The sequence below is a fragment of the Terribacillus saccharophilus genome (assembly GCF_002272745.1).
Lineage (GTDB): Bacteria > Bacillota > Bacilli > Bacillales > Amphibacillaceae > Terribacillus > Terribacillus saccharophilus_B.
The window spans coordinates 545,369-568,221 of sequence record NZ_NPBD01000007.1 but is presented as its reverse complement, the minus strand read 5'-3'; the positions used below and the strand labels follow the sequence as shown (position 1 = coordinate 568,221).

The following is a 22,853-nucleotide window of genomic DNA, read 5'->3' as shown; positions in this document are numbered from 1 at the left end:
TTCAAGCGGTTTCAAGGCTTATTCGTTCGACAAATTATTAGGTTTCTTAGTTTTATTGTTGGACTGCTTTATGCCTAAAGAAAAAGCACCCCGGGCTCGGGGTGCTTCTGCCGAATCAAGTCTGAGCTGAAGAGGAGGAAGACGTCGCTTCGCCCTCTGGCTGCTCATCTTGTTCTGGAGATTTTTCTTCATCAGATCTATCTGGTGTTTCTTCTTTATCACCTGATTCGTCTGTTGGAGTTACTTCTGCATCAGCATCTTCTTCCGCTGGAGCTTCTGTCTCCGTCTGTTCGTTCTGACCAGTTGTGTCAGCTGTTTCTTCCTGCACTGCTTCTGTTTCTGTTTTCGCTTCCTGCAATTTGCTTACAGGCTGGTTGAAAAAGCTTTCCGGGTTTACAGGTGTATCGCCGTTAAGCACTTCAAAGTGCAAATGCGTCGCTTTATCTTTTGCAAATAGGCTTTGTCCTGCTGTTGCAAGCACATCACCTTGCTTCACTTCTTGGCCTGCTTCTACTTTCACATCTTCCAGACTTGCATAATATGTTGCTACTCCATTTTTATGCTCGATCTGAATAACGTTACCGTGCAGGGCATCTTCCTTCACTTCTGTCACTGTACCGCTCAATGCGGCTAAGACGTCGAAGGCTTCGCCATCAGCTGCAGCGTAATCCACTCCAGTGCTTTGATAGTATTTGTTGTCGTAGAGTACGAGTGCATTCTCTTGGGCTTCGCTGTCTGCTTTGTGATCGTAGAATTTCGTTACGACTGTTGCTTCTGCATCTTCTGCTACAGGAGCTTTCACTACTTCATCTTGTTCTGCTACAGGAGTTGCTTCTTCATTTCCATCGAAATTCAGGGAGTCGAAGATGCCTTTATCATCCTCTGCTTGTTCGGGATCATTTGTTCCGCTTTGGTACCACAATACGGCTGTCAGAAGCAGAGCAGAAATACCAAGATACAATGCTGGGAAAAACCATTTTTTACGGAAAAGACGTTTCCATTTAGATTTTGAAACGCTATTTTTTTCCTTCATAGATCATCACCTCTGCAACCATTGTCGTCACAAAGATAGATTCCTATACATACGTTTCAGAAAATTTTTCCAATCTTATTTAGACACCAGCTTGGCACCTTCTGCCGGTAGTTTATTAATCTCGGTATCCTTATAATAGTACGTCAAGATATCCTTGTACGTTTTCCCTTCTGCAGCCATGCCATTCGCACCATATTGACTCATCCCAACGCCATGACCATATCCTTTAGTTTGGAAGATCAGATGATTATCTTTCATCGATAACGTGAAATCTGTCGATTTGAGTCCTAGTTTTTCACGGATTTCTCTGCCTGTAAACTGCTTGCCGCCAATTTCTATTTCAGATACGCGCTGACTGCTATTACGTTTCAACTCACCTGGCGGTTTATTCGGATCAATATCGACACCCAGCAGCTTTTCTGCTTCTTCTATTTCAATCACTTTCTGATCTTCAAATTTGGGCGATTGCTTATCCCAAGGACTTTCAACTGATTTCAAATATGGCAGCGGATTTTCCCAATAGTCCTCCGCATTTTCCGTGTATCCATTGCTTGTGGAGAAAAATGAAGGCGTAATCGGTTCGCCGTCATACATGATAATCTCTCCGCTTGTTCCTTCCACAGCCTCTGTCAGCTTCGTCATTTTTTCCTCATAATCCTTGCCCCATGCCTGGCGGAGCTCCTCTTCGTTCTTATATACTTGGTCGCTGGTAGAATCAGATACCTCAATTGCTTCCGGTTTCTCTGCTTGATGATCTTCCATATAACGCACTACATATGTCCGAGCTGCGACAGCTTGTGCTTTGAGTGCCTCCAGTTCGAAGTCGGCGGGCATCTCAGACGCGACCACACGTGTCACATACGTCTCAAGCGGAACCGTTTCAACTGAATTGCTTGCTGTACGGCTCACTTCCACCGCTACGCTGGCTGTTTCCTTGATCTCTTTTTCTTGTTCCATTGCCGTTGCCGTCCTCTCCATTCCACCGGGGTCTATAAATGGTACTACAATCAAAGTCGGGAGCGCCACGATGACGGTGAATAAACAGATAATCAAGATGCTGATGATGACGTGGGACTTGAGGCGGCGTCGTTTTGTGCTTGGCTTCTTGTTTTGCATAGAGGACCTCCTTATCTGCCTGCTGGTCTACTCTTTACTCTATGTATCTTCTATGGATTGCTAGAACATCTCCCCATAAAAAAATAGAGTACCCGCGGGCACTCTATCAGCTCCAATATCTTCTGACGGCACAAAGCTCTTTTTCATATACTGTGCCAGCCAAATTCAGGGTTTCAATTTGTTTTCCTGTTTTCGGGGCATGCAGTATTTTTCCATTTCCATAATAGAAACCAACATGGTGGACACGTCCCTTACCATTCTCATAGGCGAAGAACAGCAAATCACCTGGTTTTGCTTGAGGCAAAGCAATAGCTTTCCCTCCCAAAGCCTGTGCACTGGCATCTCGAGGAATGACATAACCCCCTGCAAGATGCATGTTGTAGGCGAATCCGGAGCAATCATAGCCCCAGCTGCTCATCCCGCCCCATAAATAGTCCAGGCCGATGAATTGTTCTGCATACGTGATTAGCGCCTCGCCGTCTTCCACACGCTCGGTCCAGAGGCTACCTTCCGACTTAGAGATTCTTCCTCGACCGTGCGGTGTCAAAACGGTAAAGGCTGTTCTTGAATCTTCAACGAAAGGCAGTTTTGTCAAGAAACTAAGCTGAACCACCTCGCCAGTATCTTCTACCAGAAGAGTTGCCTGCTTCGCTCGTACTTCAATCATGTGACCTGACTTCGGCAGCGAAGCCGCAAGCTGACGAGCAGGAATCCAGCCAGGATATCCTTCTACCTCTTTTGGTGTTGGCTGAGAAGGTATCACTACTTTGACCCAGTCATCCCTTCTATCCACTTCCCATACTGTCGTACCGAATAGCACTTGAGACTGAAGCAGATTGTTTTCATGGAGCTCCAATCTGTCGGTATGGGAAAGCTCAGACAACCAGCGCGATGGGTCAGCTGGGTTAGTAACAATTGGTATATCTACTTGTCTGGAGGAGCTCGGATTTGTCCAAAGATTAGCAACAGAAACAGCGATTACCTTTTCTTTCATATTACCTTTTCTCCTTGAACATCCACTGCCAGGATACCGAGCCCTGGCGATGCGTTGAGCAGCAATCTGCTTCCTTCATAGCGGACGCCTCCTGTTACAATATCTTCCTTAAGCATGAGCGGTGCGTCAAAGTCGACCCGCGTAATATGCTGCTGGCTGGCCGCCAGATGTGCTGCCGCACTGATGCCTATCCGAGACTCAATCATACAGCCGACCATGCACTCTACATCATAACCCTTTGCGATACGGGCGATATCCAGTGCCGGCTGGATGCCGCCTGCTTTCATCAGTTTAATATTAAGCAAGTCAGCCGCACGCATTTCCAGGAGTGTAAGGACGTCCTGCGGTGAAAATAGGCTTTCGTCAGCCATGATTGGTGTCTGAACATTTGCTGTGACATATTGCATACCCTTCACATCTGCAGCTGCTACGGGCTGTTCCACCAGTTCAATGTCCAGGTCCATATCCTCCATCCTGGTGATAGCACGGACTGCCGTCTTCCTATCCCATCCCTGGTTTGCATCAAGCCGAAGTGTGATGCTGCTGCCAACTGCCTCCCGAACTGCTTGAAGCCGTTGTATGTCCGTTTCTATATCGTCCTTGCCGACTTTTATTTTTAAGGTGCTGAAACCATCTTTTACATAGCCTAATGCGTCTGATGCCATTTCCGATGGTGTATTGACGCTGACAGTGTAGTCTGTTTCCAATGTATCCTTAGCACCGCCAAGCAGCTGATATAGCGGCATACCAGCATACTGTGCAATACAGTCATGCAATGCCATATCTACTGCCGCTTTGGCACTTGTGTTGCCAACAAGACAGTGCTGCAGTTTGTGGAACAATGCATCCCGTTCAAGTAGTGATATGCCGACGATGGCTGGTTTGATGACAGCTTCAACGGCATAACGAATACTTGCCAGGCTGTCCCCGGTAATCACATGTGTCGGCGGGGCTTCACCCCAGCCAATTAAACCGTCATCTGTTGTCACTTTTACAACGATAGCCTCTGCTACTGTCACCGTTCGCAGAGCCGTCTTGAAGGCTTTTTTCAAAGGAACGGCAGATTGGTATACATCTATTCGAGCAACCTTCATGCCCTTACCCCAGGACTCACATGCAAGGTTTTCGTCTTTGTATCCATCGTTGCTTCTGTTCCAAGCGGCACTGTGATATTCGGATTGCAATGCCCGATCCGGAAACCTTTGAGCACTGGTTTTTCCAAGTCAGTCAGATAATCAACAAGGACTTGGTCAAAGGAGAGCGACGTTTCTGGTTCATTCGAGTCGCAACCATTGAAATCTCCGATAAGAATACCTTCTGCCTGCTTCAGCTTGCCTGCATGCTTCAGCTGGTTCAGCATACTGTCGATTTTATATGGTGGTTCTGCAACATCTTCCAACAACAGAAGCTTACCTTTTGTATCAATTTCATCTGGTGTACCAAGCGTGCTCGTCAGCAAAGATAGATTTCCTCCTACTAATGTTCCTGTAGCCTTGCCATGCACGATGGCCTCTAGCGGAGATATAGCCGTTGTATAGATAACATCCTGTGGAATGAAGAACTGCTGCAGCAAATCATAACTCAGTTTGGCAAAATCAGATTCTCCCATGTCAGAAGCCACCATGGGGCCATGAAAAGTAATCAGCCCTGTCCGCTGCCGTATCGCTGTATGTAAATACGTTATATCACTGTATCCCAGCAGCACTTTCGGCTTTTGTTTGATAATCTCATAATCGAGTAATTCGACTATTCGTCCAGAACCATAGCCGCCTCTGGCACATATGATTCCTTTTACTTCGTTATCTTTGAACATGTCGTTCAAATCAGCAGCTCGATCAGTGTCAGTACCAGCAAGATAGCCATATTTATCATACACATGCTTTCCTAGCTTCACGCGGAGACCCAATGATTCCACAATCTTGATCCCGCGCTCGAGTTCCTCGCGTTTAATCGGTCCTGCCGGTGATACAATCCCGATTGTATCTCCTTTTTTCCATACAGATGCTTTCACAAATATCTCCTCCTGCTCCTAGTCTATATGTATGGTATGACAGACAGAAAAGAAGTGGCTCTCACCACTTCTCCTCCTCTGCTTTATTCAATATCCGCCCATTTCAGCTCCAAGTAGCCGACTGGGTGCATGATGACATTCTTCACATTCGTCTTTTGCAAGTACACATGCTGGTAGAAGTGAAGCGGTATGATCGGCATTTCATCCATCAAGATTTTCTCTGCTTCCATCAGCATCTCGTAACGCGTCGCCTCATCGCTTTGTGTTTTCGAGTCAGCAATCAGCTTATCGTATTCTTCATTAGACCAACCTGTACGGTTAGAAGAGGATTCAGTTGTAAAGCTCTCCAGGAAGTTAACCGGATCGCCGTAATCCGCTAAGAAGGATCCGCGGAACAATTGGTAGACGAGCTTTGTCTGCTCTTCGCTAAATACACTGGATTCGACTGTTTGCAATGTTACATCAACGCCTAAGTTTTCGGAAAGCATATTTTGCACACCTTCTGCTAAGCGTTCATTTTCCGTATTTGTACCGTAAGTCAATGTCACAGCCGGCAGCTCATCCCAGCCTTCTTCCTGCATGCCTTCTTCAAGAAGTTTCTTCGCTTCGGCTGTATCATCCTGGACTAGATCGCCATTCACTTCACGGAAATCGCCGCCATCCGGTGTTTCGAAGCCATATGGTACAAAGCCGCGAGCAGGCTGTTCGCCAATACCGCGGACAAACTCGACGATATCATCGCGGTTCATTGCCATTGCAAATGCTTTACGGACCTTTTCATTCGTAAATGGTTCTTTCTGTACATTGAAGCGAAGGAATTGATCACCAGCCTGTACCTCGGTTACCAGTTCATCACTTTCCATCAGTTCCTTCGCATTATCTGCTGGGATGGAGGATCTGTCTAAGTCACCGCTCTGATACATTTGATACTCTGTATTCCTATCGGCAACCATTGCCCAGTTCACTTGATCAAGCTTCACAGTGTCAGCGTCCCAATATTCCGGGTTCTTGACCATAATCAGCTCTTTGTCATGCGACCAGCTGTCTATTTTGAATGGACCGTTACTCACATATGTGTCTGCTTCTGAAAACCATTCCGGATTTTCTTCTGCGACTTTTTCATTGACCGGGAAGAAAGCAGGGTTAGTCAATAGATTTAGGAAGTATCCTGTTGGTGCTGTAAGTGTTACCTTGAACGTTTTTTCGTCGACAGCTTCAATAGCAACATCATCCGCACTGCCTTCTCCACTGTTATACGCTTCGGCACCTTCGATCACATATGCAAGGAAAGCCGGCTGATAAGCCTGTTCCGGATCAAGCATATGCTTCCATGCGTAAACAAAATCATTAGCGGTAACGTCATCACCATTGGACCACTTGGCATCCTCTCGAAGATGGAACGTATACTCCTTGCCGTCCTCGCTGACATCCCAACTCTCCGCAATCGCTGCTTGTGGCTGGTGACTTTCATCAAGACGAGTCAGTCCTTCCATCAAGTTGTTGACCATAACCCAAGATACGCTGTCAAAGCCTTCTGGCGGATCAAGGGATGTAGGCTCCTGTCCGTTATTAAGACGCAGGACTTTCTTGTCCTCCCCTTCCTCACCACCGCCGCTTCCGCCGGCACTGTTATTGGCAGTACATGCAGAAAGTAAAAGGACTAATACAGCAAGACAAGCAATCATAGATAATTTCCAGTTTCTTTTCATCTCTTTTCCCCCTTAAAAATTTGATCAGACTGGCTGCCGTTTGGCACGTGCATCCTGCAGCCAGCATTCCACTTGATGTGAATCGGAAAGATAACTGGTAGCAGGATGTACATTTGCACATACCTGCATCGCATGCGCACAGCGGGCAGTAAATGGACAGCCTTGCGGCGGTGCAAACAAATCCGGCGGTGTCCCATCGATTGGCTGCAAAATATCTTCTTTCATATCGAGCCGCGGCACGGATTGCAGCAAACCGATCGTGTACGGATGCTGCGGACGATAAAAGATATCATCCTTATCACCGGTTTCAATGATTTTCCCCCCATACATAACTGCGACACGATCTGCTACACGGGCAACGACTCCAAGATCATGTGTGACAAGAATGATGGACACACCTGTTTTGTCTTGAATCTCTTTAAACAGCTCCATGATTTGCGCCTGGATGGTCACATCAAGTGCTGTCGTCGGTTCATCTGCTATGAGCAAATCCGGTTCACAGATCAGTGCCATGGCAATGACTATACGCTGCCGCATACCGCCACTGAATTGATGCGGATACTGCTTCAACCGACTCTCCGGATTGGTTATACCGACAAGACGAAGCATTTCGATGGCCTTCTTCTTCGCTTTGCCAATGCTCACTGATGAGTGCTGCTTCAGCCCTTCTGTCAGCTGATCACCGACAGTCAAAGTTGGATTGAGTGCTGTCATCGGATCCTGGAAAATCATCGAGATGTCGACACCACGGATAGCGCGCATTTCCTTTTTCGATGTTTGTACGAGATCCTTGCCTTTGAAACGAATAGAACCTCGGACGATCTTACCTGACGGAGATGGAATGAGCTGCATGATGCTGTTACTCGTCACGCTTTTCCCGCTGCCGGATTCCCCAACAATCGCAAGCGTCTCTCCTTTGTTTAAATAAAGATTCACACCCCTGACAGCCTGGACAGTTCCGCCATATGTCGAGAAATGCACATGTAAGTCATCAATTTCAAGTATCTTTTCCATTGTGTCACCTCCTCAGCTTCGGATCGAATGCATCCCGTAAGCCATCACCCAGTACATTGAAGGCAAACATTGTTAAACTGATGAACAATGCAGGGAAGAACAACAGCCACCAATCTCCAGAGAGAATTGCAGACAGACCATCATTGGCCATAGATCCCCAGCTCGCATTTGGCGCCTGTATACCCAGGCCTAGAAAGCTAAGGAAAGCTTCTGCGAAGATTGCCGATGGAACAGTCAGCGTGATTTGCACGATGATCGGTCCCATCGTATTCGGCAGTAAGTTCTTGCGGATGATTCGACCAGTACTCGCTCCTAATGTTTTGGATGCAAGTACATATTCATGGTTGCGCAGCTGCATCACCTGACCGCGGACAATCCTGGCCATCCCAATCCAGCCGGTGATAGTCAGGGCTACAATGATCGTGAACAGACTTGGTCCCATCACGACTAGCAGCAGAATCACGACAAGCAGATGCGGCAGTCCGTAAAGTACTTCGATGATACGCATCATAACACTGTCAGTACGTCCGCCTTTATAGCCGGCGACACCGCCATAGATGATTCCAATAAAGAAATCGATCAAGGCAGCAGCTACTCCAACAAACAATGATACACGTGCTCCGTGCCAGAGGCGCGTGAATACATCACGTCCCAGATTATCGGTGCCGAACCAATGTGCTGCAGATGGCGCCAGGTTCTGATTCCGTAATGCCCCTTCTGAAATGGAATAAGGCGAGAAGATTGGAGCAAAGACCGCTGCTAGAATTAGGACGATTAAAAAGAACAATCCTGTAATGGCTAAGCGGTTTTGCTTTAATCGCAGCCATGCATCTTTGTAGAAGGACAAACTCGGACGTGCTACTTCTTCCGCTTTGTTCAGATCCTTCTCTATCGGCTGGAACCAATCATCCGGTATTTGCTGTCCAGTCGTATCAATTGGTCTATTATGATATTCCATATCAGCTGCCTCCTTTTTTGTGCAGCTTGATTCTCGGATCTAAGATGCTGTAAACGATATCGACTAGGAACAGCATGAAAATGAGAAAGGCACTGTAGAAAACGGTCGTTCCCATAATGACCGGATAATCACGGTTATTGATACTTTCAACAAAATACTTTCCCATACCAGGTATGGCAAAAATACGTTCAATGACGAATGTACCTGTTAAAATAGCAGCAACCAATGTACCGAGAATGGTTACTACCGGCATCAGCGCATTTCGCAAGGCATGCTTGATGACGATTTTGGCTGGCGACAGGCCTTTTGCCCGTGCGGTTTTGATATAATCCTGTGTCAGAACCTCGAGCATGCTGGATCTTGTTAAACGGGCAATGATCGCTGTAGGACCTGTCGCCAAAGCAATAATCGGCATGATCATATGCATCGGTGAAGACCAAGTTGCTGCTGGCAGCAACTGCAGATTTACAGCCAGTTGCTGAATCAGCAAGGTTGCCAGAATGAAGTTCGGGATGGAAATACCTAATACGGCCAATGTCATCGCTATATAATCTATAATGCCGTTATGTTTCAACGCAGCAAGGACACCTAATGTAATACCGGAAATAAGGGCGATTGTAATTGTCCACATGCCGAGCTCCGCTGATATCGGGAACCCACGGACAAGCAGATCATTCACTGTTTCAGTCGGTTGCTTGATGGACGGACCGAAATCAAAGGTTGCCAAGGATTTGAGCCAAATACCATATTGAACGATCATTGGCTCATCTAAATGGTAATGTGCATTCAAGTTTTCCTGAACAGCTTCACTCGTGCTCCGGTCCTGTGTTGTGAACGGATTCCCTGGAATGCTGTGCATCAGGATGAATGTCAGTGTCGCGATAACGAAAATGGTTGCTATCATAATTACAAAACGGCGAATCAGATATATCGCCATAAGCTGTCACTCCTAACTGAAGGTCGTATGCATTGCCAGCTCTGTCATGACGAGCATGGCACGATATGCTTCGATGATGTCTTTGGCAGGGAAAGCGACTATGGTTGTACCCGGCTCTATATAGGTGCCTGGCATCAAATGGGCCCATTCCGCTTGTCCATAGTTGGTAAATTCAATTCGCAGGACAACTTTATCCGGTGGGACGAGCGGTTCCGCTATCGCCACTTTCTCCAATGCTTCTTTCACCTTTTCACGAAGAAGCTTACCTGCTTTCTTTGGTGTCAGCGTCAAGATAGCAGAACGGGATATTGTCTGTTTGACAGGTGCTGTTACTACTTCTGGGATAAGCCGCTTTGCTTCCAAACACGCTTGATCATCACCTGCGACAAACAGGACCGGCACTCCGAAATGACCAGCAACATACGCATTGAAACCCAGTTCTCCTATCGGCTCATCATTCAGGAAAAAGTTACGAACGCCATGGATCATGCTATGGGACATGACGCCGAACTGCCCCGCTCGCGCATGATACCCTGAAAACATTGCTCCTGAAAAGCTCGCATCCAGACTTTGCACCATTGAAAGCGGTTTCACTTCACCAGATATCAAATAAGCCCCTTCATGTAATTCCTCTACCAATAGGTTGTTCATTTTAGAATGGCTGTCGTTGACAAAAACATATTCTGCACCTGCATCAATCGCTGCATCAATGATGACATTCGTTTCTGCTGTCATAATCCGTCTTGCCCGTTCATAATTATGTTTTGAGCTGTCCACATATGTATAGTCCGGTAAACCGACAATTCCCTCCATGTCTACCGATAGGTATAATTTCATCCTACCCCTCTCTTCCGAACTTTCTATATTAGTTGAATTTTCTAAATAATTATAGCATAGCCCTATACGCTTAGGAAGAAGAATTACCAATTTGTAGGGAAGGTTTTCTTACAAAGACATAAAAAAATAAGCCCCTTCTCACAAAGGGACTTATCTTTGATAGCCTTAATATGTTGATGTTTCTTCCATTGTAGCAGCTGCTTCTTCGAACACTTCATCATTAACGCGTTCGATGTCTGCACCTAGTTCTGCTAATTTACCATGGAAATTCACATAGCCTCGATCCAAATGCTTAAGCTCTGTAACACGCGTATAACCATCTGCAATTAATCCTGCCAGAATTAGAGCTGCTCCAGCACGCAAATCTGTTGCCGCTACTTCGGCGCCTTGCATGTTTGTCGGACCTTCCATGATAACACTGCGACCTTCGATTTTAATCTTTGCATTCATGCGGCGGAATTCCTCCACATGCATGAAGCGATTTTCAAATACTGTTTCTGTAATAATGCTAGTGCCTTCTGCACATAACATCAAAGCCATCATCTGTGACTGCATATCTGTCGGGAATCCTGGGTGTGGCAGCGTCTTAACATCTGTCGCTGTCAATTTGTCAGGACCGATAACACGAATGCCATTTGCTTCTTCCTTGATGATGACACCCATTTCTTCCATTTTGGCAGCTGCTGCACGCACATGCTCCATTTCGATGCCTTCAATCAGTACATCACCTTTCGTGATTGCAGCTGCAACCATGAAAGTACCAGCTTCGATACGGTCTGCAATCATAACATGCTCAGCGCCTGATAGTTCTTCGACACCTTCAATGCGGATTGTTTCTGTACCAGCGCCAACGATTTTCGCACCCATCGCATTCAGATAGTTTGCTAGATCAACAATTTCTGGCTCTTTCGCACAGTTTTCAAGAATAGTTGTTCCTTCAGCTAGTGCGGCTGCTGTGATGATGTTCTCTGTTGCACCTACACTAGGTACATCCAGATATATTTTAGCGCCTTGCAGGCGTCCTTCAGTACGTAATTCTACAAAACCGTTGCCGACCTGTACACTTGCTCCCATCGCTTCGAACCCTTTCAGGTGCTGATCGATTGGTCGGGAACCGATTGCACAGCCACCCGGTAGTGCAACTTTCGCATGACCAAAACGTGCCAACAATGGACCTAAAACTAATACAGATGCACGCATCTTCCGAACATACTCGAAAGGCGCTTCTGTCGTCATCTGCTTTGTGGCATCGACAGTGATTGTTCCATTGCTGAATACCACCTCAGCACCCATGCTGCGTAACACTTCATTGATGGTAAATACATCGGCTAAAGCCGGGACATTATGAATAACACTTTTTCCTTTACTTGCAACTATACTTGCTGCGATGACAGGCAGTACGGCATTTTTCGCACCTTCGACCTTGACAGATCCTTTAAGCTGCCTTCCACCACGGACGATGATTTTTTCCAAGTTACATTCTCCTCCGCGTCCAATTTCACTATATTAATATTCAGTCGTTATGATAGGCGTTCCTACAGTTACGGTTGATTGCCCATTCCCATCATGCAGCGCAAGCTGGATATTCATGTTGTCTGCTAAGGAACGGCTGGCTTTCAATTGTGTTGTATATCCTGTTGTCGTAGTGTAAACGTTATCTTGCATATTCGTTAGTGGTTGAACATCTAATTTTTTCATGACATTCTGAAACAAAATACCACCGCTTATTTTATCACCGAAACCCGCTTTGAGACAAGCGAATTTTGTCGCATTATATGTGAAAAATCGCGATTCTGCATCAGATGTCAAGTCTTGGACAGATTGTTGTACCTTTTCTGTCCATTTTGAACCAGAAACAGTATAGATGAGTTCCGCCTGGTATTCCTTATCTGTAGGTACTACCAACAATATACGTTCGGCAACAGTATTTTGTTTATGGGGGGTATGTACCATAAATTTTGTAGCTTTTTCCGTTTTTTCTTCTACAATAGTCCCCGCGTTATTCAAATCCATCAACTTCCCCTCGATATCGTCCCGGGAAATTGTTTCTCGTATTGTGATTTCAAAGGACATAAGCTCGGCCCCTTCACTTTCCAATACATCATACATACGGTTTACGTCTTTTGATACGTCAGCTTTTGCTTCCCCATAAGATTCTAGACTATTACCTAATAGCATAATGATAACTACGATTAATCCAAGATAATGTTTCATTTTTCTTTCTCCCCTGTCCGACCATTTTAGAAACAGTATGAACAGAGATTAAAAAGCTTATACACTTATGCTAGATTACTAGAGTAAATACTGGAGCTGTTTCGACCAAGTTACAAGTTGAAGGAATACGTTACTTACCGTTGTTCCAATAACAATCGTAAGGAAAATAAGCAGCATCCGAGCCTCAAATACTTTCCCTTTCTTAATTAATGCATCTACATTGACCCCCATCAATATACGCCAAGTAATTGCCATAAAAGCTATGTGGGAAACTATACCCAGCATTGCATCCTGCCCTATTACCGAAAACATGATATACACTCCTTAACGGATACATAGGCATATGCGCGCCCTCTAGCCACATAATACCTTGTTATCCTAATTTCCGTACTATTAAACGCATTTCCTTCAAATTATAACGGCATTTGCTAAACCCCGCCATCATTATTGCCCAGGAAATGAAATAATAAAAAAAACAGCATCCCTTGTCGGAATGCTGTTTTTTTTAGCGGGCGTGAGACGCGACATCAAGTCGGTTGATTGCCCGGTTAAGCGCTTGTTCAGCGCGAATTTGGTCTAAGTTAGCCTGCTTATCCTGCAAACGTTTCTCAGCGCGCTGCTTCGCCTGTTCTGCACGGTCCACATCAATGTCACTTGCTCTTTCGGCTGATTGAGCCAGAATTGTGACTCTGTCCGGACGGACTTCAAGGAAACCGCCACTTACAGAAACATAATCTGTGCGACCTTGGATCTGTAGACGAACCGAGCTAACCTTCAATGGCGCTACCAACGGAATGTGACCTGGAAGGATACCAAGTTCACCATTTTCCGCTGTACAGCTAACCATTTCATAGTCTTCTTCCAGAACAGGGCCATCAGGAGTAACAATGCTTGTTGTTACGGTACTCATCAGGAGCCCCTCCTATCCTACTATTACATGATTGCTGCTTATTGGTTAACGCCAGCTTTTTCGAGCACTTCTTCGATACGTCCAACAAGGCGGAAGCTATCTTCCGGAATGTGATCGTATTTACCTTCAAGGATTCCTTTGAAGCCTGCAACTGTTTCTTTAACAGGTACATAAGAACCTTTTTGGCCTGTGAACTGCTCAGCAACGTGGAAGTTCTGAGAAAGGAAGAACTGTACGCGACGCGCACGTGAAACGACAAGTTTATCCTCTTCACTAAGCTCATCCATACCTAGAATTGCAATGATATCCTGCAATTCACGGTAACGCTGCAATGTTTGCTGCACTTGACGTGCTACATTGTAATGTTCTTCTCCGACTACGTTAGCATCCAATGCTCTGGATGTAGATGCAAGTGGATCTACGGCAGGATAGATACCTTGCTCGGAAAGTTTACGGTCAAGGTTCGTTGTTGCATCCAAGTGAGCGAAAGTTGTAGCCGGAGCCGGGTCTGTATAGTCATCGGCTGGTACATATACTGCTTGAATGGAAGTTACGGAACCTTTATTTGTAGATGTGATACGCTCTTGAAGCTGACCCATTTCTGTTGCAAGCGTCGGCTGGTAACCTACTGCTGATGGCATACGGCCAAGCAATGCGGATACCTCGGAACCTGCTTGTGTGAAACGGAAGATGTTATCGATGAATAGAAGTACATCCTGACCTTCTTGGTCACGGAAGTGCTCTGCCATTGTCAAACCAGTCAGTGCTACACGCATACGTGCACCTGGCGGTTCGTTCATCTGACCGAAGACCATGGCAGTCTTCGCGATAACGCCGGAGTCCTTCATTTCGAAGTACAAGTCATTACCTTCACGTGTACGCTCACCAACACCCGCGAATACGGAAATACCGCCGTGTCCTTGTGCGATGTTGTTGATCAGTTCCTGGATAAGAACGGTTTTACCTACACCCGCTCCTCCGAAGAGACCGATTTTACCACCTTTGATATATGGTGCCAGCAAGTCGACAACTTTGATACCTGTTTCCAGGATCTCTGTCTCTGTTGCCAGGTTATCGAAGTCTGGTGCTTCACGGTGGATCGGGTCTTTTTTGATTTCGCCTTGGATAGGCTCATCTAAATCGATTGTCTCACCCAATACGTTAAAAATACGTCCTAAAGTAACTTCTCCTACAGGCACGCTGATTGCTGCTCCTGTATCCACTACCTCTTTTCCACGCTGTACTCCTTCTGTAGAAGACATCGCGATTGTACGTACACTGTCGTCACCAAGGTGAAGTGCTACTTCCAATGTCAAAGAAGTAGTTTCGTTCACTTGGACAACTAGTGCATTATAGATGGCAGGCAGGTGGCCGTTCGGGAAACGTACATCCACAACCGGACCCATGACCTGCGTAATGATACCATTGCTCATCTAGACCCCTCCTATCTGTATTCTTAGGATTGCTGCGCAGCGGCTCCGCTGACAATCTCACTGATTTCTTGTGTAATAGCTGCTTGACGTGCTCGGTTATAAGTAAGCGTTAGATCATCGATCCGCTCGTTGGCGTTATCTGTCGCATTTCTCATCGCTGTCATACGGGCTGCGTGCTCACTTGCTTTCGCATCTAGCAGCGCGCCGTAAATCAAGCTCTCGGCATATTGAGGCAGCAATATTTTCAAAATTTCTTCTGCGTTCGGTTCGAATTCGTACATGCTCTGTACGGAACGTCCTGTATCCGCAGAAAGATCTGTTAGCGGCAGCAGTTTCTGGGAAGTAACTTCCTGGGAGATGGCGTTGTTGTAATGGTTGTAAAACATCACCAATTCATCAATTTCCGCTTCCAGGAACATTTCCACTGCTTCCGATGCAATCTGCTTGATATCAGCAAAGTCCGGCTGATCAGGCAGACCGATGATTTCTTTGGCGATCGGCAGATTGTTCTTCTTAAAGAAGTCGCGGCCGAATCGTCCAGCAGCAATCACCGTATATTCATCTGTAGAAGCGTGCTGATGCTGGATGGTACGGTACACTTCACGGATAACGTTGTTGTTGTAACCGCCAGCCAAACCACGGTCAGCCGTGATGACAAGATAACCTGTCTTCTTGACTGCACGTGTTTGCAGCATCGGATGTGTCGCATCGTCTGAAGCAGCGATCTGTGACACAACCTCCTGCATTTTTTCGCTATATGGTACGAAAGCTTTTGCATTCTGTTCTGCGCGGCTCAATTTGGACGCTGAAACCATCTGCATTGCTTTCGTAATTTGTTTCGTCTTTTTGGTAGAGTTGATTTTACTCTGGATATCTCTTAAGGATGCCAAAGCGCATGCAGCCTCCCTTCGCTAAGGAATACGTGCAGCATTCCGTAATTTATGAAATGTTAGTTAACGACGAATGTCTTCTTGAACGCTTCAATCGCATTGTTAAGCTGATCGGAATCAGCTGGTTTGCCAGTCTCACGGATGCCTTTAAGCAAGTCCGCTTGATTCGCTGCGAACCAAGTGTGGAATTCATTCTCGAAACGAACGATTTGTTCAACCGGGATATCATCCAAGTAGCCATTTACAAGCGCATAGATGATTGTTACTTGTTTTTCAACAGAAAGCGGCTGATGCAAACCTTGCTTCAGTACTTCCACTGTACGTGCACCACGGTTCAAACGAGCTTGCGTGGATGCATCCAAGTCAGAACCGAACTGTGCGAATGATTCAAGCTCACGGAATGCAGCCAAATCAAGACGCAATGTTCCGGCAACCTTCTTCATCGCTTTGATCTGTGCAGATCCACCTACACGGGATACGGAAAGACCTGGGTTGATCGCAGGACGTACACCGGAGAAGAACAAATCAGACTGCAAGAAGATCTGTCCGTCTGTAATGGAAATAACGTTTGTCGGGATGTATGCAGAAATATCACCAGCTTGTGTTTCAACGAATGGCAATGCAGTGATGGAACCGCCGCCCTTCTCGTCACTAAGCTTCGCTGCACGTTCCAATAGACGGGAGTGCAAGTAGAATACATCCCCCGGGAATGCTTCACGGCCTGGCGGGCGTTTAAGAAGCAAGGAAAGTTCACGGTATGCTGCTGCTTGTTTGGAAAGATCATCGTATACGATCAAGACATGCTTGCCGTTGTACATGAACTCTTCACCCATAGCCACACCTGCATACGGTGATAGGTAAAGCAATGGTGCAGGATCAGATGCACCTGCTGCCACTACGATTGTGTAATCAAGCGCGCCGTGTTTACGAAGAGTTTCCACTGTTCCGCGGATAGTGGATTCTTTTTGGCCGATTGCAACGTAGATACAAATCATATCCTGATCGTGCTGGTTAAGGATTGCATCGATTGCAACGGATGTTTTACCAGTCTGACGGTCACCGATGATCAACTCACGCTGACCGCGACCGATCGGTACTAGTGCATCAATTGCTTTGATACCAGTCTGAAGCGGCTCGTCTACAGATTTACGATCCATAACGCCTGGTGCTGGAGCTTCGATCGGACGAGTGTTGCTAGCTTCGATTGGACCTTTACCATCGATCGGCTGCCCTAGTGGGTTAACAACACGGCCGACAAGCTCTTGGCCGACAGGAACTTGCATGATACGTCCTGTACGACGAACTTCGTCTCCTTCGCGGATGCCTTTGTATTCGCCTAGAATAACGACACCGACATTTGATTCTTCCAAGTTCTGTGCAAGTCCCATGACACCGTTAGAGAACTCAATCAATTCTCCGGACATTACATTGTCCAAGCCATGTACACGTGCGATACCGTCACCAACTTGAATTACAGTACCAACATCACTTACTTCTATTTCAGCGTCATAACTCTCGATTTGCTGTTTAATCAACGCGCTGATTTCTTCAGCTCTCATGCTCATGCGGTCTCACCTCTATCCTTATTTGCTCACATTTACTAAATTACGTTCGATACGAGACAGCTTATTTTTAATTGAGCTGTCGTAGATTGTATTGCCAATTCGTACTTTCAAACCGCCTAAAAGTGTCGGATCGATCTTGTTATCAATGGAAACAGCTCGCTTGCCGAGCCTTTTCGCAAATGTCTCTGCCACTGTCTGACGCTCTGCATCGGAAAGCTCACGGACAGAATACACTGTCGCTTGTGCAGTTCCTTGCTTTTCGTCAAACATCGTCTGGAAAGCATCCGCCACTTGCGGGATACTGCTGATACGTCCAGCATCCAAAAGCAGTTTTAACGTATTACGAACTTCGATGCTTCCTGCAGCAAAACTAGTTTCGATCAGTGCTTTCTTTTTATCCAAGCCAATCTTTGGCTCTGAGAGGAACCGGAGGAAAGCAGCATCGTTTTGTGCCACTTGCTTCGCTGTGTGCAATTCCGCTCGCACGGTTTCCACGATATCGCGATTCTCTGCTACTTCGAACAGCGCTTCTGCGTATCGTTTTACAATGGTCACATCACGCATAGCTTATCGCTCCAATTCTTTCACATAGTCACTAATAAGCTTGTCCTGATCGTCGGAAGTAATTTCTTTCTCGATGATTTTGCTTGCGATCTGTACGGAAAGGGATGCCACTTGTGCTTGCAATGCTTGCATAGCCTTTTCCTTTTCGTTGGCGATATCTTCGACCGCTGCGTCTTTCAGGCGCTCAGCTTCACGGCGCGCAATAGCAATGATTTGCTCTTCCTGCTGCTGTCCCGCTTTTCTTGCTTCTTCTATTATTGCATGTGCTTCCGCACGAGTTTTCTTAAGTTCTTCAGCGGCTGTTTTCGCTGCTGCTTCAGCATCCTTACGGCTTTGCTCCGCTGCGTCTATTTCACTTGAAATAAACTCTTGGCGATCTTGCATAACTTTCATTAAAGGTTTCCAAGCAAATTTGCCTAAAAGCGCTAGTAAGATGATAAAGCTTATTATCTGGACAAGCATACTGCCTACAGGTGTTCCACCAATAGCAGCACCGATGATAAGTGTTTGCAACAGTTCCACTCCTTTCAAGCTTCTAACCTCAGTTACAGTTAAATCGGCTTCTTCCTTTATTCATGACTTACAAAAAGAATGGCGAATATTCAACAGATAGAATTTCGCCATTCATTCAAATTATAAGGTGAGTAATTACATTACGATAAACGCGATAACTACTGCTAGAATCGGAATAACCTCAACCAATGCAACCCCTAGTAGCATCAAGTTTCTAAGTGTTCCTACAAGCTCTGGCTGTCTTGCGGCACCTTCAACTGTGCGGCTGATGATAAGACCGTTACCAATACTTGCGCCAAGTGCTGCCAAACCTACTGCAATTGCTGCTGCTAATGAACCCATAATATAATTTCCTCCTTGTTTTTACATACATTTTTAATTAATGATCTTTTGAGACTTTGTGAGACATATATACCATCGTCAGTACGATGAAGATGTATGCCTGAATTGCACCGATGAACAAGCTGAACGCCTGCCAAGCCACCATAGGTATTACAGCTAATATAGTTGTATACGGCGGTGCAGAAAATGCAAGTGATTCACCTATCAAGGATAGAAGAATCTCACCAGCGAATATATTACCAAACAAACGAAGACCTAATGTCAGTACGTTTGCAACTTCCTCGATAAGGTTTAATGGAAGCATAAATGGTATAGGTTTGACGTACCCTTTCAGGTAGTGCTTCATACCATGCATCCGTATACCTGCAAAGTGAGAGAGCAAAACAACCATGAGTGATAGTGTTAATGTAGTGACGGCATCAGAAGTCGGTGATTTCCACCATAGTGTATGGTCGCTGGATACTCCCATCACTACGACCCCAAGCATGTTACTTACCAAAATATACATGAATAGTGTTAATCCAAGAGGTAAGAAATGCTTACCGGTTTTCCAATCCATGGAACCGCCGACTACACCTTTCACGAAATCGACAATCATCTCCATGACATTCTGGAATTTCCCAGGTCTCTGTTGCAGACGACGACTTCCCATAACACAAATGATAAAGACTATGATCGAGGAAATGATGGTCATCAGGGATGTGGAAAGATTAAAATCAAGCCATTCTATGCCAAAGGCATCATTCCACATTGGTGATTCGTGATTCAATTAATTCACCTCTTTCGTTGCTAGTCTTTAAGCTTGAATACTAGAGAATCTATTAAGATGACGATGTAGCAAGCAGCTATCCCTACAGCTACTCCAATAAGATGGAAATACTCTTCAAAACGATGTGCGATTGTTACAGCAAGTATCGCTGCTGCCAATCGGCTAAAGGTACCAATTCCGGAAATCCTTTGTTTTTTAGCCGCTGCGTCCACAAACTTTGTAATTTTACTCTGTAGTGACCATAGCATGAAAAGACTAAAAGTGGATCCCAAAAGTAGACCGAGGAAAATGCGTTGGTAATGCGTGAATGCTGCCCCTAGTATAAGAATCGCCAGGAGACAAAACATCCATTTTCTTTGTCGAGCGTCTATCATCTTATTGGTTTGCTGCATCTTCTTTACTCCCATGCGTGAAAGACGTACAAAAAATTGCTGATACTATGTATGGAAAGCGGTACAGTAATTATCTCTCAACCTACAAACCACAAAAGTATTTCTTCCTGCGTTAATTGCGTCGGTTGTTGAAAGCTGGTGGCTGAAACGTTGCGCGCAAACTACGTCCCTCACCTGCCAGTTCAATTCCTACCACACGCAATTTATAGAATACAATAGGCCTATTAGCAGTGTCAATACAAGATTGTGAAATAAATTACAAAGTTAATAATTACCTTCCACAACAACGTTGGATGCGCTTCCACGAAAGCAATTAAGCAAAGGACTATCCGTTACTAAACGCATAGACCTCCACTTACTATTATAAAGGATAATCAGCTGTTCATATATGACAATTCTGTGACATATAATTCACTTGCTTGTACTATTTCACGAGCATCTGGTCTGACAAATAAAGCGGCAGCTCTGTACTCACATACTTACCATCAGTCATACGCAGCTGAATCAAAGCGAGATAGACTCCCGGTTTTCCAGCTTCCCTCTTGCTCATGCTGCCCTCTAGCAGCCCTGCATCCACTTGTTTTTTGGTCAGTAGCTTCCTCTTATAAATGAGTGTGTCTGGGTCATATAAGTCGATTCTAAGTTCATCCGCACCTTCAGGCAAATAGATTTGATAGTGGTAGGCACCTTTCCTGTTAAGCGGTTTCCATTCCATTTCGAGTCCCATTGCCTTCGGATAATCTGCGTACTTTAAGAGAAACAAGTAAGGGAGATGTACTTCTTGTTGACCAAACCGGGCCGATAGATACCCTTGGTGGACACCAGCTTCCTGTATATCAGGATTGACAGAGATGCTGATATTTAACCGTTTCGTTTCATGCGGAGAAAGCTCCACTGCCATTGGCACCTTCCAGCGTATACCGCTCACTGCTTTCGGCATATCGAATTGCAGCTTTTGCTGGACGTTACTTACATTGTGGACAGTAAGTACATATTCTGCATCTTGCTTTGTATCGATCTTGCCAAACCGCAGTAGCGGGTTTTCAATAATGATTGGTGTGGAGATAGCTTTGGACGGCTGCATTTTCCCCATACCTTGCTCGATTGGATCATAGGGCTTGCCGTTTGGCTTCTGGAGCAGCTGTGCCGTTGTCAGCAGTGCACCAATCTGCTGCTCGTCAGTCCATTCTGGATGAGCTTCTTTAACAAGTGCCAGTGCTCCTGCCACATATGGCGCCGCCATACTTGTACCCTGAAGAGCCTGATAGCCGGATTGGGGTACGGTACTCCATACAGGTGCGCCAGGTGCCGATATCTCTGGTTTGATGGCCCAGTTTCTCGTGACAGGTCCTCTCGAACTAAAAGCTGCCATCCTATTCTGAAGCTCGACTTGCTTAGCCGACAGTTGTGCGGTCTTCTCATTTTTAAGCAGCCATAGCCCAACCTGCCTTGTAACTGCTGCAACAGGGATAGAAACTGGCTTTCCGCCATCCTGGATGGAGGCTTCCAACGGGCCGCTCCCATCGTTATAAATGAGAACCGCAGCAGCATTCGCTCGCTCCGCTGCTCTAGCTTTCTCAGCAAATGGTATTTTTCCTCTTTTAAAGAGGACGATCTTGCCTGTTGCATCCGGAAGCTGCTTTTCTCCGGTACCGCCATCCATAATCGGCAATGATCGACGCTGCTTCCACTCAACCGCTCCTTGAAGCGGCAGAATCGGAATCATTTTTTTATAAAACCGCTCGTACAAAACTGCTGTTTTTTGCGGAGTGGTAACGGCACCGACTGACAATGCTTTTGTGGCAGTAGCAGGAGAACCGACTGTCCAATTGGCAGGACCCTCATTCCCATTTGCTGTTACGACACTTACGCCCATCTCCACTGCTTTATTCACTGCCAGACTTGTCGGCCAATCTGGTCCGTTCACAGAGCTTCCTAGAGACAAATTGATAATATCCATTTTATCTTCAACCGCTTTTTCAATAGCAGCAATCACTTGGACAGATGTTCCTGTGCCGCCTGGTCCCAGTGCCCGATAGCTATAAATTTCAGAATCGGGAGCTATACCTTTCATTTTGCCATTGGCACCGATAATACCAGCAACATGCGTCCCATGAATTGTCGCTTCTCCTTCTTCTGGTGTTGTCTCCATCGGATCTTCATCCCAGTCAACAACATCAAAGCCGCCTTTATAATTCCTTTTCAAATCAGGATGGGTGTAATCAATTCCAGTATCGATGACGCCGACTTTAACACCTTTTCCGGTTACACCTGCTGCACTTGTACCGAGGAAATCTTGTGTCACAAATGGAACTTCCGTTTTTCTTGATTCTGCTTTGTAGGTATGTACCTGATGGATATTCAGCAGATGACTGTGCTGAGACAGCTCATCCAGCTGCGCGTCCGTTGCGCGCAGCGCCAGTCCTTGGAACAAGGTGTCGAATTCATCCACGATCTCAATGAACGGATAATGCATCTCCAAATACTCCCGATAGGCAGATACGTCGCCCTCCAGTTCTATGATAACCGTCCTCTGCTCGGCAGCTGAAACCGGCTGAAAACCGATGATGATAAATACACTTATGAACAGTAAACTAAATCGCTTCACAGCCTCTCCCCCTTGTGCCATTAGGATGCACGAGTGAAGATTCC

The 22,853-nt window shown here is 45.9% G+C and carries 23 protein-coding genes; all 23 read right to left on the bottom strand.

Features of this window, described 5'->3' with window-relative positions:
• Window positions 1-115: 115 nt before the first annotated feature.
• The 23 genes from CHH58_RS10010 to CHH58_RS09900 all read right to left on the bottom strand — a co-directional run bounded on the left by CHH58_RS10010 (window position 116) and on the right by CHH58_RS09900 (window position 22,809).
• Window positions 116-1,033, bottom strand: a complete 918-nt coding sequence (locus tag CHH58_RS10010) for a peptidoglycan DD-metalloendopeptidase family protein (RefSeq protein ID WP_095262451.1) — start codon at window positions 1,031-1,033, stop codon at window positions 116-118.
• A 75-nt stretch (window positions 1,034-1,108) separates the two neighbouring features.
• Window positions 1,109-2,149, bottom strand: coding sequence for a stage II sporulation protein D (spoIID, locus tag CHH58_RS10005; RefSeq protein WP_095228089.1), 1,041 nt, complete (start codon window positions 2,147-2,149; stop codon window positions 1,109-1,111).
• Between the two features lie 106 nt (window positions 2,150-2,255).
• Window positions 2,256-3,143 (bottom strand): C40 family peptidase, encoded by an 888-nt coding sequence (locus CHH58_RS10000; RefSeq protein ID WP_095262450.1) that lies wholly within the window; start codon window positions 3,141-3,143, stop codon window positions 2,256-2,258.
• On the bottom strand, window positions 3,140-4,237 hold the full coding sequence (locus CHH58_RS09995) for a mandelate racemase/muconate lactonizing enzyme family protein (RefSeq protein WP_095232278.1): 1,098 nt from the start codon (window positions 4,235-4,237) through the stop codon (window positions 3,140-3,142). The genes CHH58_RS10000 and CHH58_RS09995 overlap by 4 nt, the downstream gene beginning before the upstream one ends.
• Entirely contained in the window at window positions 4,234-5,160 is a 927-nt protein-coding gene (locus tag CHH58_RS09990; protein ID WP_095232277.1) for a S66 peptidase family protein, read from the bottom strand. The genes CHH58_RS09995 and CHH58_RS09990 overlap by 4 nt, the downstream gene beginning before the upstream one ends.
• 77 nt (window positions 5,161-5,237) lie before the next feature.
• Entirely contained in the window at window positions 5,238-6,863 is a 1,626-nt protein-coding gene (locus tag CHH58_RS09985) for a peptide ABC transporter substrate-binding protein (protein WP_095232276.1), read from the bottom strand.
• A gap of 24 nt (window positions 6,864-6,887) precedes the next feature.
• Window positions 6,888-7,877, bottom strand: a complete 990-nt coding sequence (locus CHH58_RS09980; protein ID WP_095228079.1) for an ABC transporter ATP-binding protein — start codon at window positions 7,875-7,877, stop codon at window positions 6,888-6,890.
• 4 nt (window positions 7,878-7,881) lie between these two features.
• The gene (locus tag CHH58_RS09975; protein WP_038564099.1) at window positions 7,882-8,835 is read right to left on the bottom strand and encodes an ABC transporter permease; all 954 of its coding nucleotides are present in this window, start codon (window positions 8,833-8,835) and stop codon (window positions 7,882-7,884) included.
• A gap of 1 nt (window position 8,836) precedes the next feature.
• Window positions 8,837-9,772, bottom strand: a complete 936-nt coding sequence (locus tag CHH58_RS09970; protein WP_095262449.1) for an ABC transporter permease — start codon at window positions 9,770-9,772, stop codon at window positions 8,837-8,839.
• A 12-nt stretch (window positions 9,773-9,784) separates the two neighbouring features.
• Window positions 9,785-10,609: a M55 family metallopeptidase gene (locus CHH58_RS09965; protein ID WP_095262448.1), complete on the bottom strand. Its 825-nt coding sequence runs from the start codon at window positions 10,607-10,609 to the stop codon at window positions 9,785-9,787.
• A 165-nt stretch (window positions 10,610-10,774) separates the two neighbouring features.
• Window positions 10,775-12,082 carry a UDP-N-acetylglucosamine 1-carboxyvinyltransferase gene (murA, locus tag CHH58_RS09960; protein ID WP_095219341.1) on the bottom strand — a complete coding sequence of 436 codons (1,308 nt, stop codon included), beginning with the start codon at window positions 12,080-12,082 and terminating at the stop codon, window positions 10,775-10,777.
• Window positions 12,083-12,115: 33 nt separating this feature from the next.
• Window positions 12,116-12,823: a YwmB family TATA-box binding protein gene (locus CHH58_RS09955; protein WP_095262447.1), complete on the bottom strand. Its 708-nt coding sequence runs from the start codon at window positions 12,821-12,823 to the stop codon at window positions 12,116-12,118.
• A 78-nt stretch (window positions 12,824-12,901) separates the two neighbouring features.
• Complete coding sequence (locus CHH58_RS09950) at window positions 12,902-13,135, bottom strand: DUF1146 family protein (RefSeq protein WP_095228074.1); 234 nt, start codon at window positions 13,133-13,135, stop codon at window positions 12,902-12,904.
• A gap of 193 nt (window positions 13,136-13,328) precedes the next feature.
• A complete protein-coding gene (locus CHH58_RS09945; RefSeq protein WP_123921909.1) occupies window positions 13,329-13,733 on the bottom strand; it encodes a F0F1 ATP synthase subunit epsilon in 405 nt (134 codons plus the stop codon).
• A 38-nt stretch (window positions 13,734-13,771) separates the two neighbouring features.
• Window positions 13,772-15,166, bottom strand: coding sequence for a F0F1 ATP synthase subunit beta (gene atpD, locus CHH58_RS09940; protein WP_095262446.1), 1,395 nt, complete (start codon window positions 15,164-15,166; stop codon window positions 13,772-13,774).
• Between the two features lie 23 nt (window positions 15,167-15,189).
• Window positions 15,190-16,056 carry an ATP synthase F1 subunit gamma gene (gene atpG / locus CHH58_RS09935; RefSeq protein WP_095228070.1) on the bottom strand — a complete coding sequence of 289 codons (867 nt, stop codon included), beginning with the start codon at window positions 16,054-16,056 and terminating at the stop codon, window positions 15,190-15,192.
• A 59-nt stretch (window positions 16,057-16,115) separates the two neighbouring features.
• The gene (gene atpA / locus CHH58_RS09930; protein WP_038564077.1) at window positions 16,116-17,621 is read right to left on the bottom strand and encodes a F0F1 ATP synthase subunit alpha; all 1,506 of its coding nucleotides are present in this window, start codon (window positions 17,619-17,621) and stop codon (window positions 16,116-16,118) included.
• 18 nt (window positions 17,622-17,639) lie between these two features.
• A complete protein-coding gene (locus tag CHH58_RS09925; RefSeq protein WP_095228068.1) occupies window positions 17,640-18,185 on the bottom strand; it encodes a F0F1 ATP synthase subunit delta in 546 nt (181 codons plus the stop codon).
• A 3-nt stretch (window positions 18,186-18,188) separates the two neighbouring features.
• The gene (gene atpF, locus CHH58_RS09920; protein WP_038566153.1) at window positions 18,189-18,707 is read right to left on the bottom strand and encodes a F0F1 ATP synthase subunit B; all 519 of its coding nucleotides are present in this window, start codon (window positions 18,705-18,707) and stop codon (window positions 18,189-18,191) included.
• 126 nt (window positions 18,708-18,833) lie between these two features.
• Window positions 18,834-19,040 carry a F0F1 ATP synthase subunit C gene (atpE, locus tag CHH58_RS09915; RefSeq protein WP_038564072.1) on the bottom strand — a complete coding sequence of 69 codons (207 nt, stop codon included), beginning with the start codon at window positions 19,038-19,040 and terminating at the stop codon, window positions 18,834-18,836.
• 37 nt (window positions 19,041-19,077) lie between these two features.
• A complete protein-coding gene (gene atpB, locus CHH58_RS09910; RefSeq protein ID WP_095228066.1) occupies window positions 19,078-19,809 on the bottom strand; it encodes a F0F1 ATP synthase subunit A in 732 nt (243 codons plus the stop codon).
• A 20-nt stretch (window positions 19,810-19,829) separates the two neighbouring features.
• Window positions 19,830-20,201 (bottom strand): ATP synthase subunit I, encoded by a 372-nt coding sequence (locus CHH58_RS09905; protein WP_095228064.1) that lies wholly within the window; start codon window positions 20,199-20,201, stop codon window positions 19,830-19,832.
• Between the two features lie 424 nt (window positions 20,202-20,625).
• A complete protein-coding gene (locus CHH58_RS09900; protein ID WP_249275090.1) occupies window positions 20,626-22,809 on the bottom strand; it encodes a S8 family serine peptidase in 2,184 nt (727 codons plus the stop codon).
• Window positions 22,810-22,853 lie beyond the last annotated feature (44 nt).

Excerpts from the sequence above, each read along its gene's own strand:
- CHH58_RS10010 (WP_095262451.1), bottom strand. The coding sequence starts at position 1,033 with ATGAAGGAAAAAAATAGCGTTTCAAAATCTAAATGGAAACGTCTTTTC.
- spoIID (WP_095228089.1), bottom strand. The coding sequence starts at position 2,149 with ATGCAAAACAAGAAGCCAAGCACAAAACGACGCCGCCTCAAGTCCCAC.
- CHH58_RS10000 (WP_095262450.1), bottom strand. The coding sequence starts at position 3,143 with ATGAAAGAAAAGGTAATCGCTGTTTCTGTTGCTAATCTTTGGACAAAT.
- CHH58_RS09995 (WP_095232278.1), bottom strand. The coding sequence starts at position 4,237 with ATGAAGGTTGCTCGAATAGATGTATACCAATCTGCCGTTCCTTTGAAA.
- CHH58_RS09985 (WP_095232276.1), bottom strand. The coding sequence starts at position 6,863 with ATGAAAAGAAACTGGAAATTATCTATGATTGCTTGTCTTGCTGTATTA.
- CHH58_RS09980 (WP_095228079.1), bottom strand. The coding sequence starts at position 7,877 with ATGGAAAAGATACTTGAAATTGATGACTTACATGTGCATTTCTCGACA.
- CHH58_RS09975 (WP_038564099.1), bottom strand. The coding sequence starts at position 8,835 with ATGGAATATCATAATAGACCAATTGATACGACTGGACAGCAAATACCG.
- CHH58_RS09970 (WP_095262449.1), bottom strand. The coding sequence starts at position 9,772 with ATGGCGATATATCTGATTCGCCGTTTTGTAATTATGATAGCAACCATT.
- CHH58_RS09965 (WP_095262448.1), bottom strand. The coding sequence starts at position 10,609 with ATGAAATTATACCTATCGGTAGACATGGAGGGAATTGTCGGTTTACCG.
- CHH58_RS09955 (WP_095262447.1), bottom strand. The coding sequence starts at position 12,823 with ATGAAACATTATCTTGGATTAATCGTAGTTATCATTATGCTATTAGGT.
- CHH58_RS09950 (WP_095228074.1), bottom strand. The coding sequence starts at position 13,135 with ATGTTTTCGGTAATAGGGCAGGATGCAATGCTGGGTATAGTTTCCCAC.
- CHH58_RS09945 (WP_123921909.1), bottom strand. The coding sequence starts at position 13,733 with ATGAGTACCGTAACAACAAGCATTGTTACTCCTGATGGCCCTGTTCTG.
- atpD (WP_095262446.1), bottom strand. The coding sequence starts at position 15,166 with ATGAGCAATGGTATCATTACGCAGGTCATGGGTCCGGTTGTGGATGTA.
- atpA (WP_038564077.1), bottom strand. The coding sequence starts at position 17,621 with ATGAGCATGAGAGCTGAAGAAATCAGCGCGTTGATTAAACAGCAAATC.
- CHH58_RS09925 (WP_095228068.1), bottom strand. The coding sequence starts at position 18,185 with ATGCGTGATGTGACCATTGTAAAACGATACGCAGAAGCGCTGTTCGAA.
- atpE (WP_038564072.1), bottom strand. The coding sequence starts at position 19,040 with ATGGGTTCATTAGCAGCAGCAATTGCAGTAGGTTTGGCAGCACTTGGC.
- CHH58_RS09905 (WP_095228064.1), bottom strand. The coding sequence starts at position 20,201 with ATGCAGCAAACCAATAAGATGATAGACGCTCGACAAAGAAAATGGATG.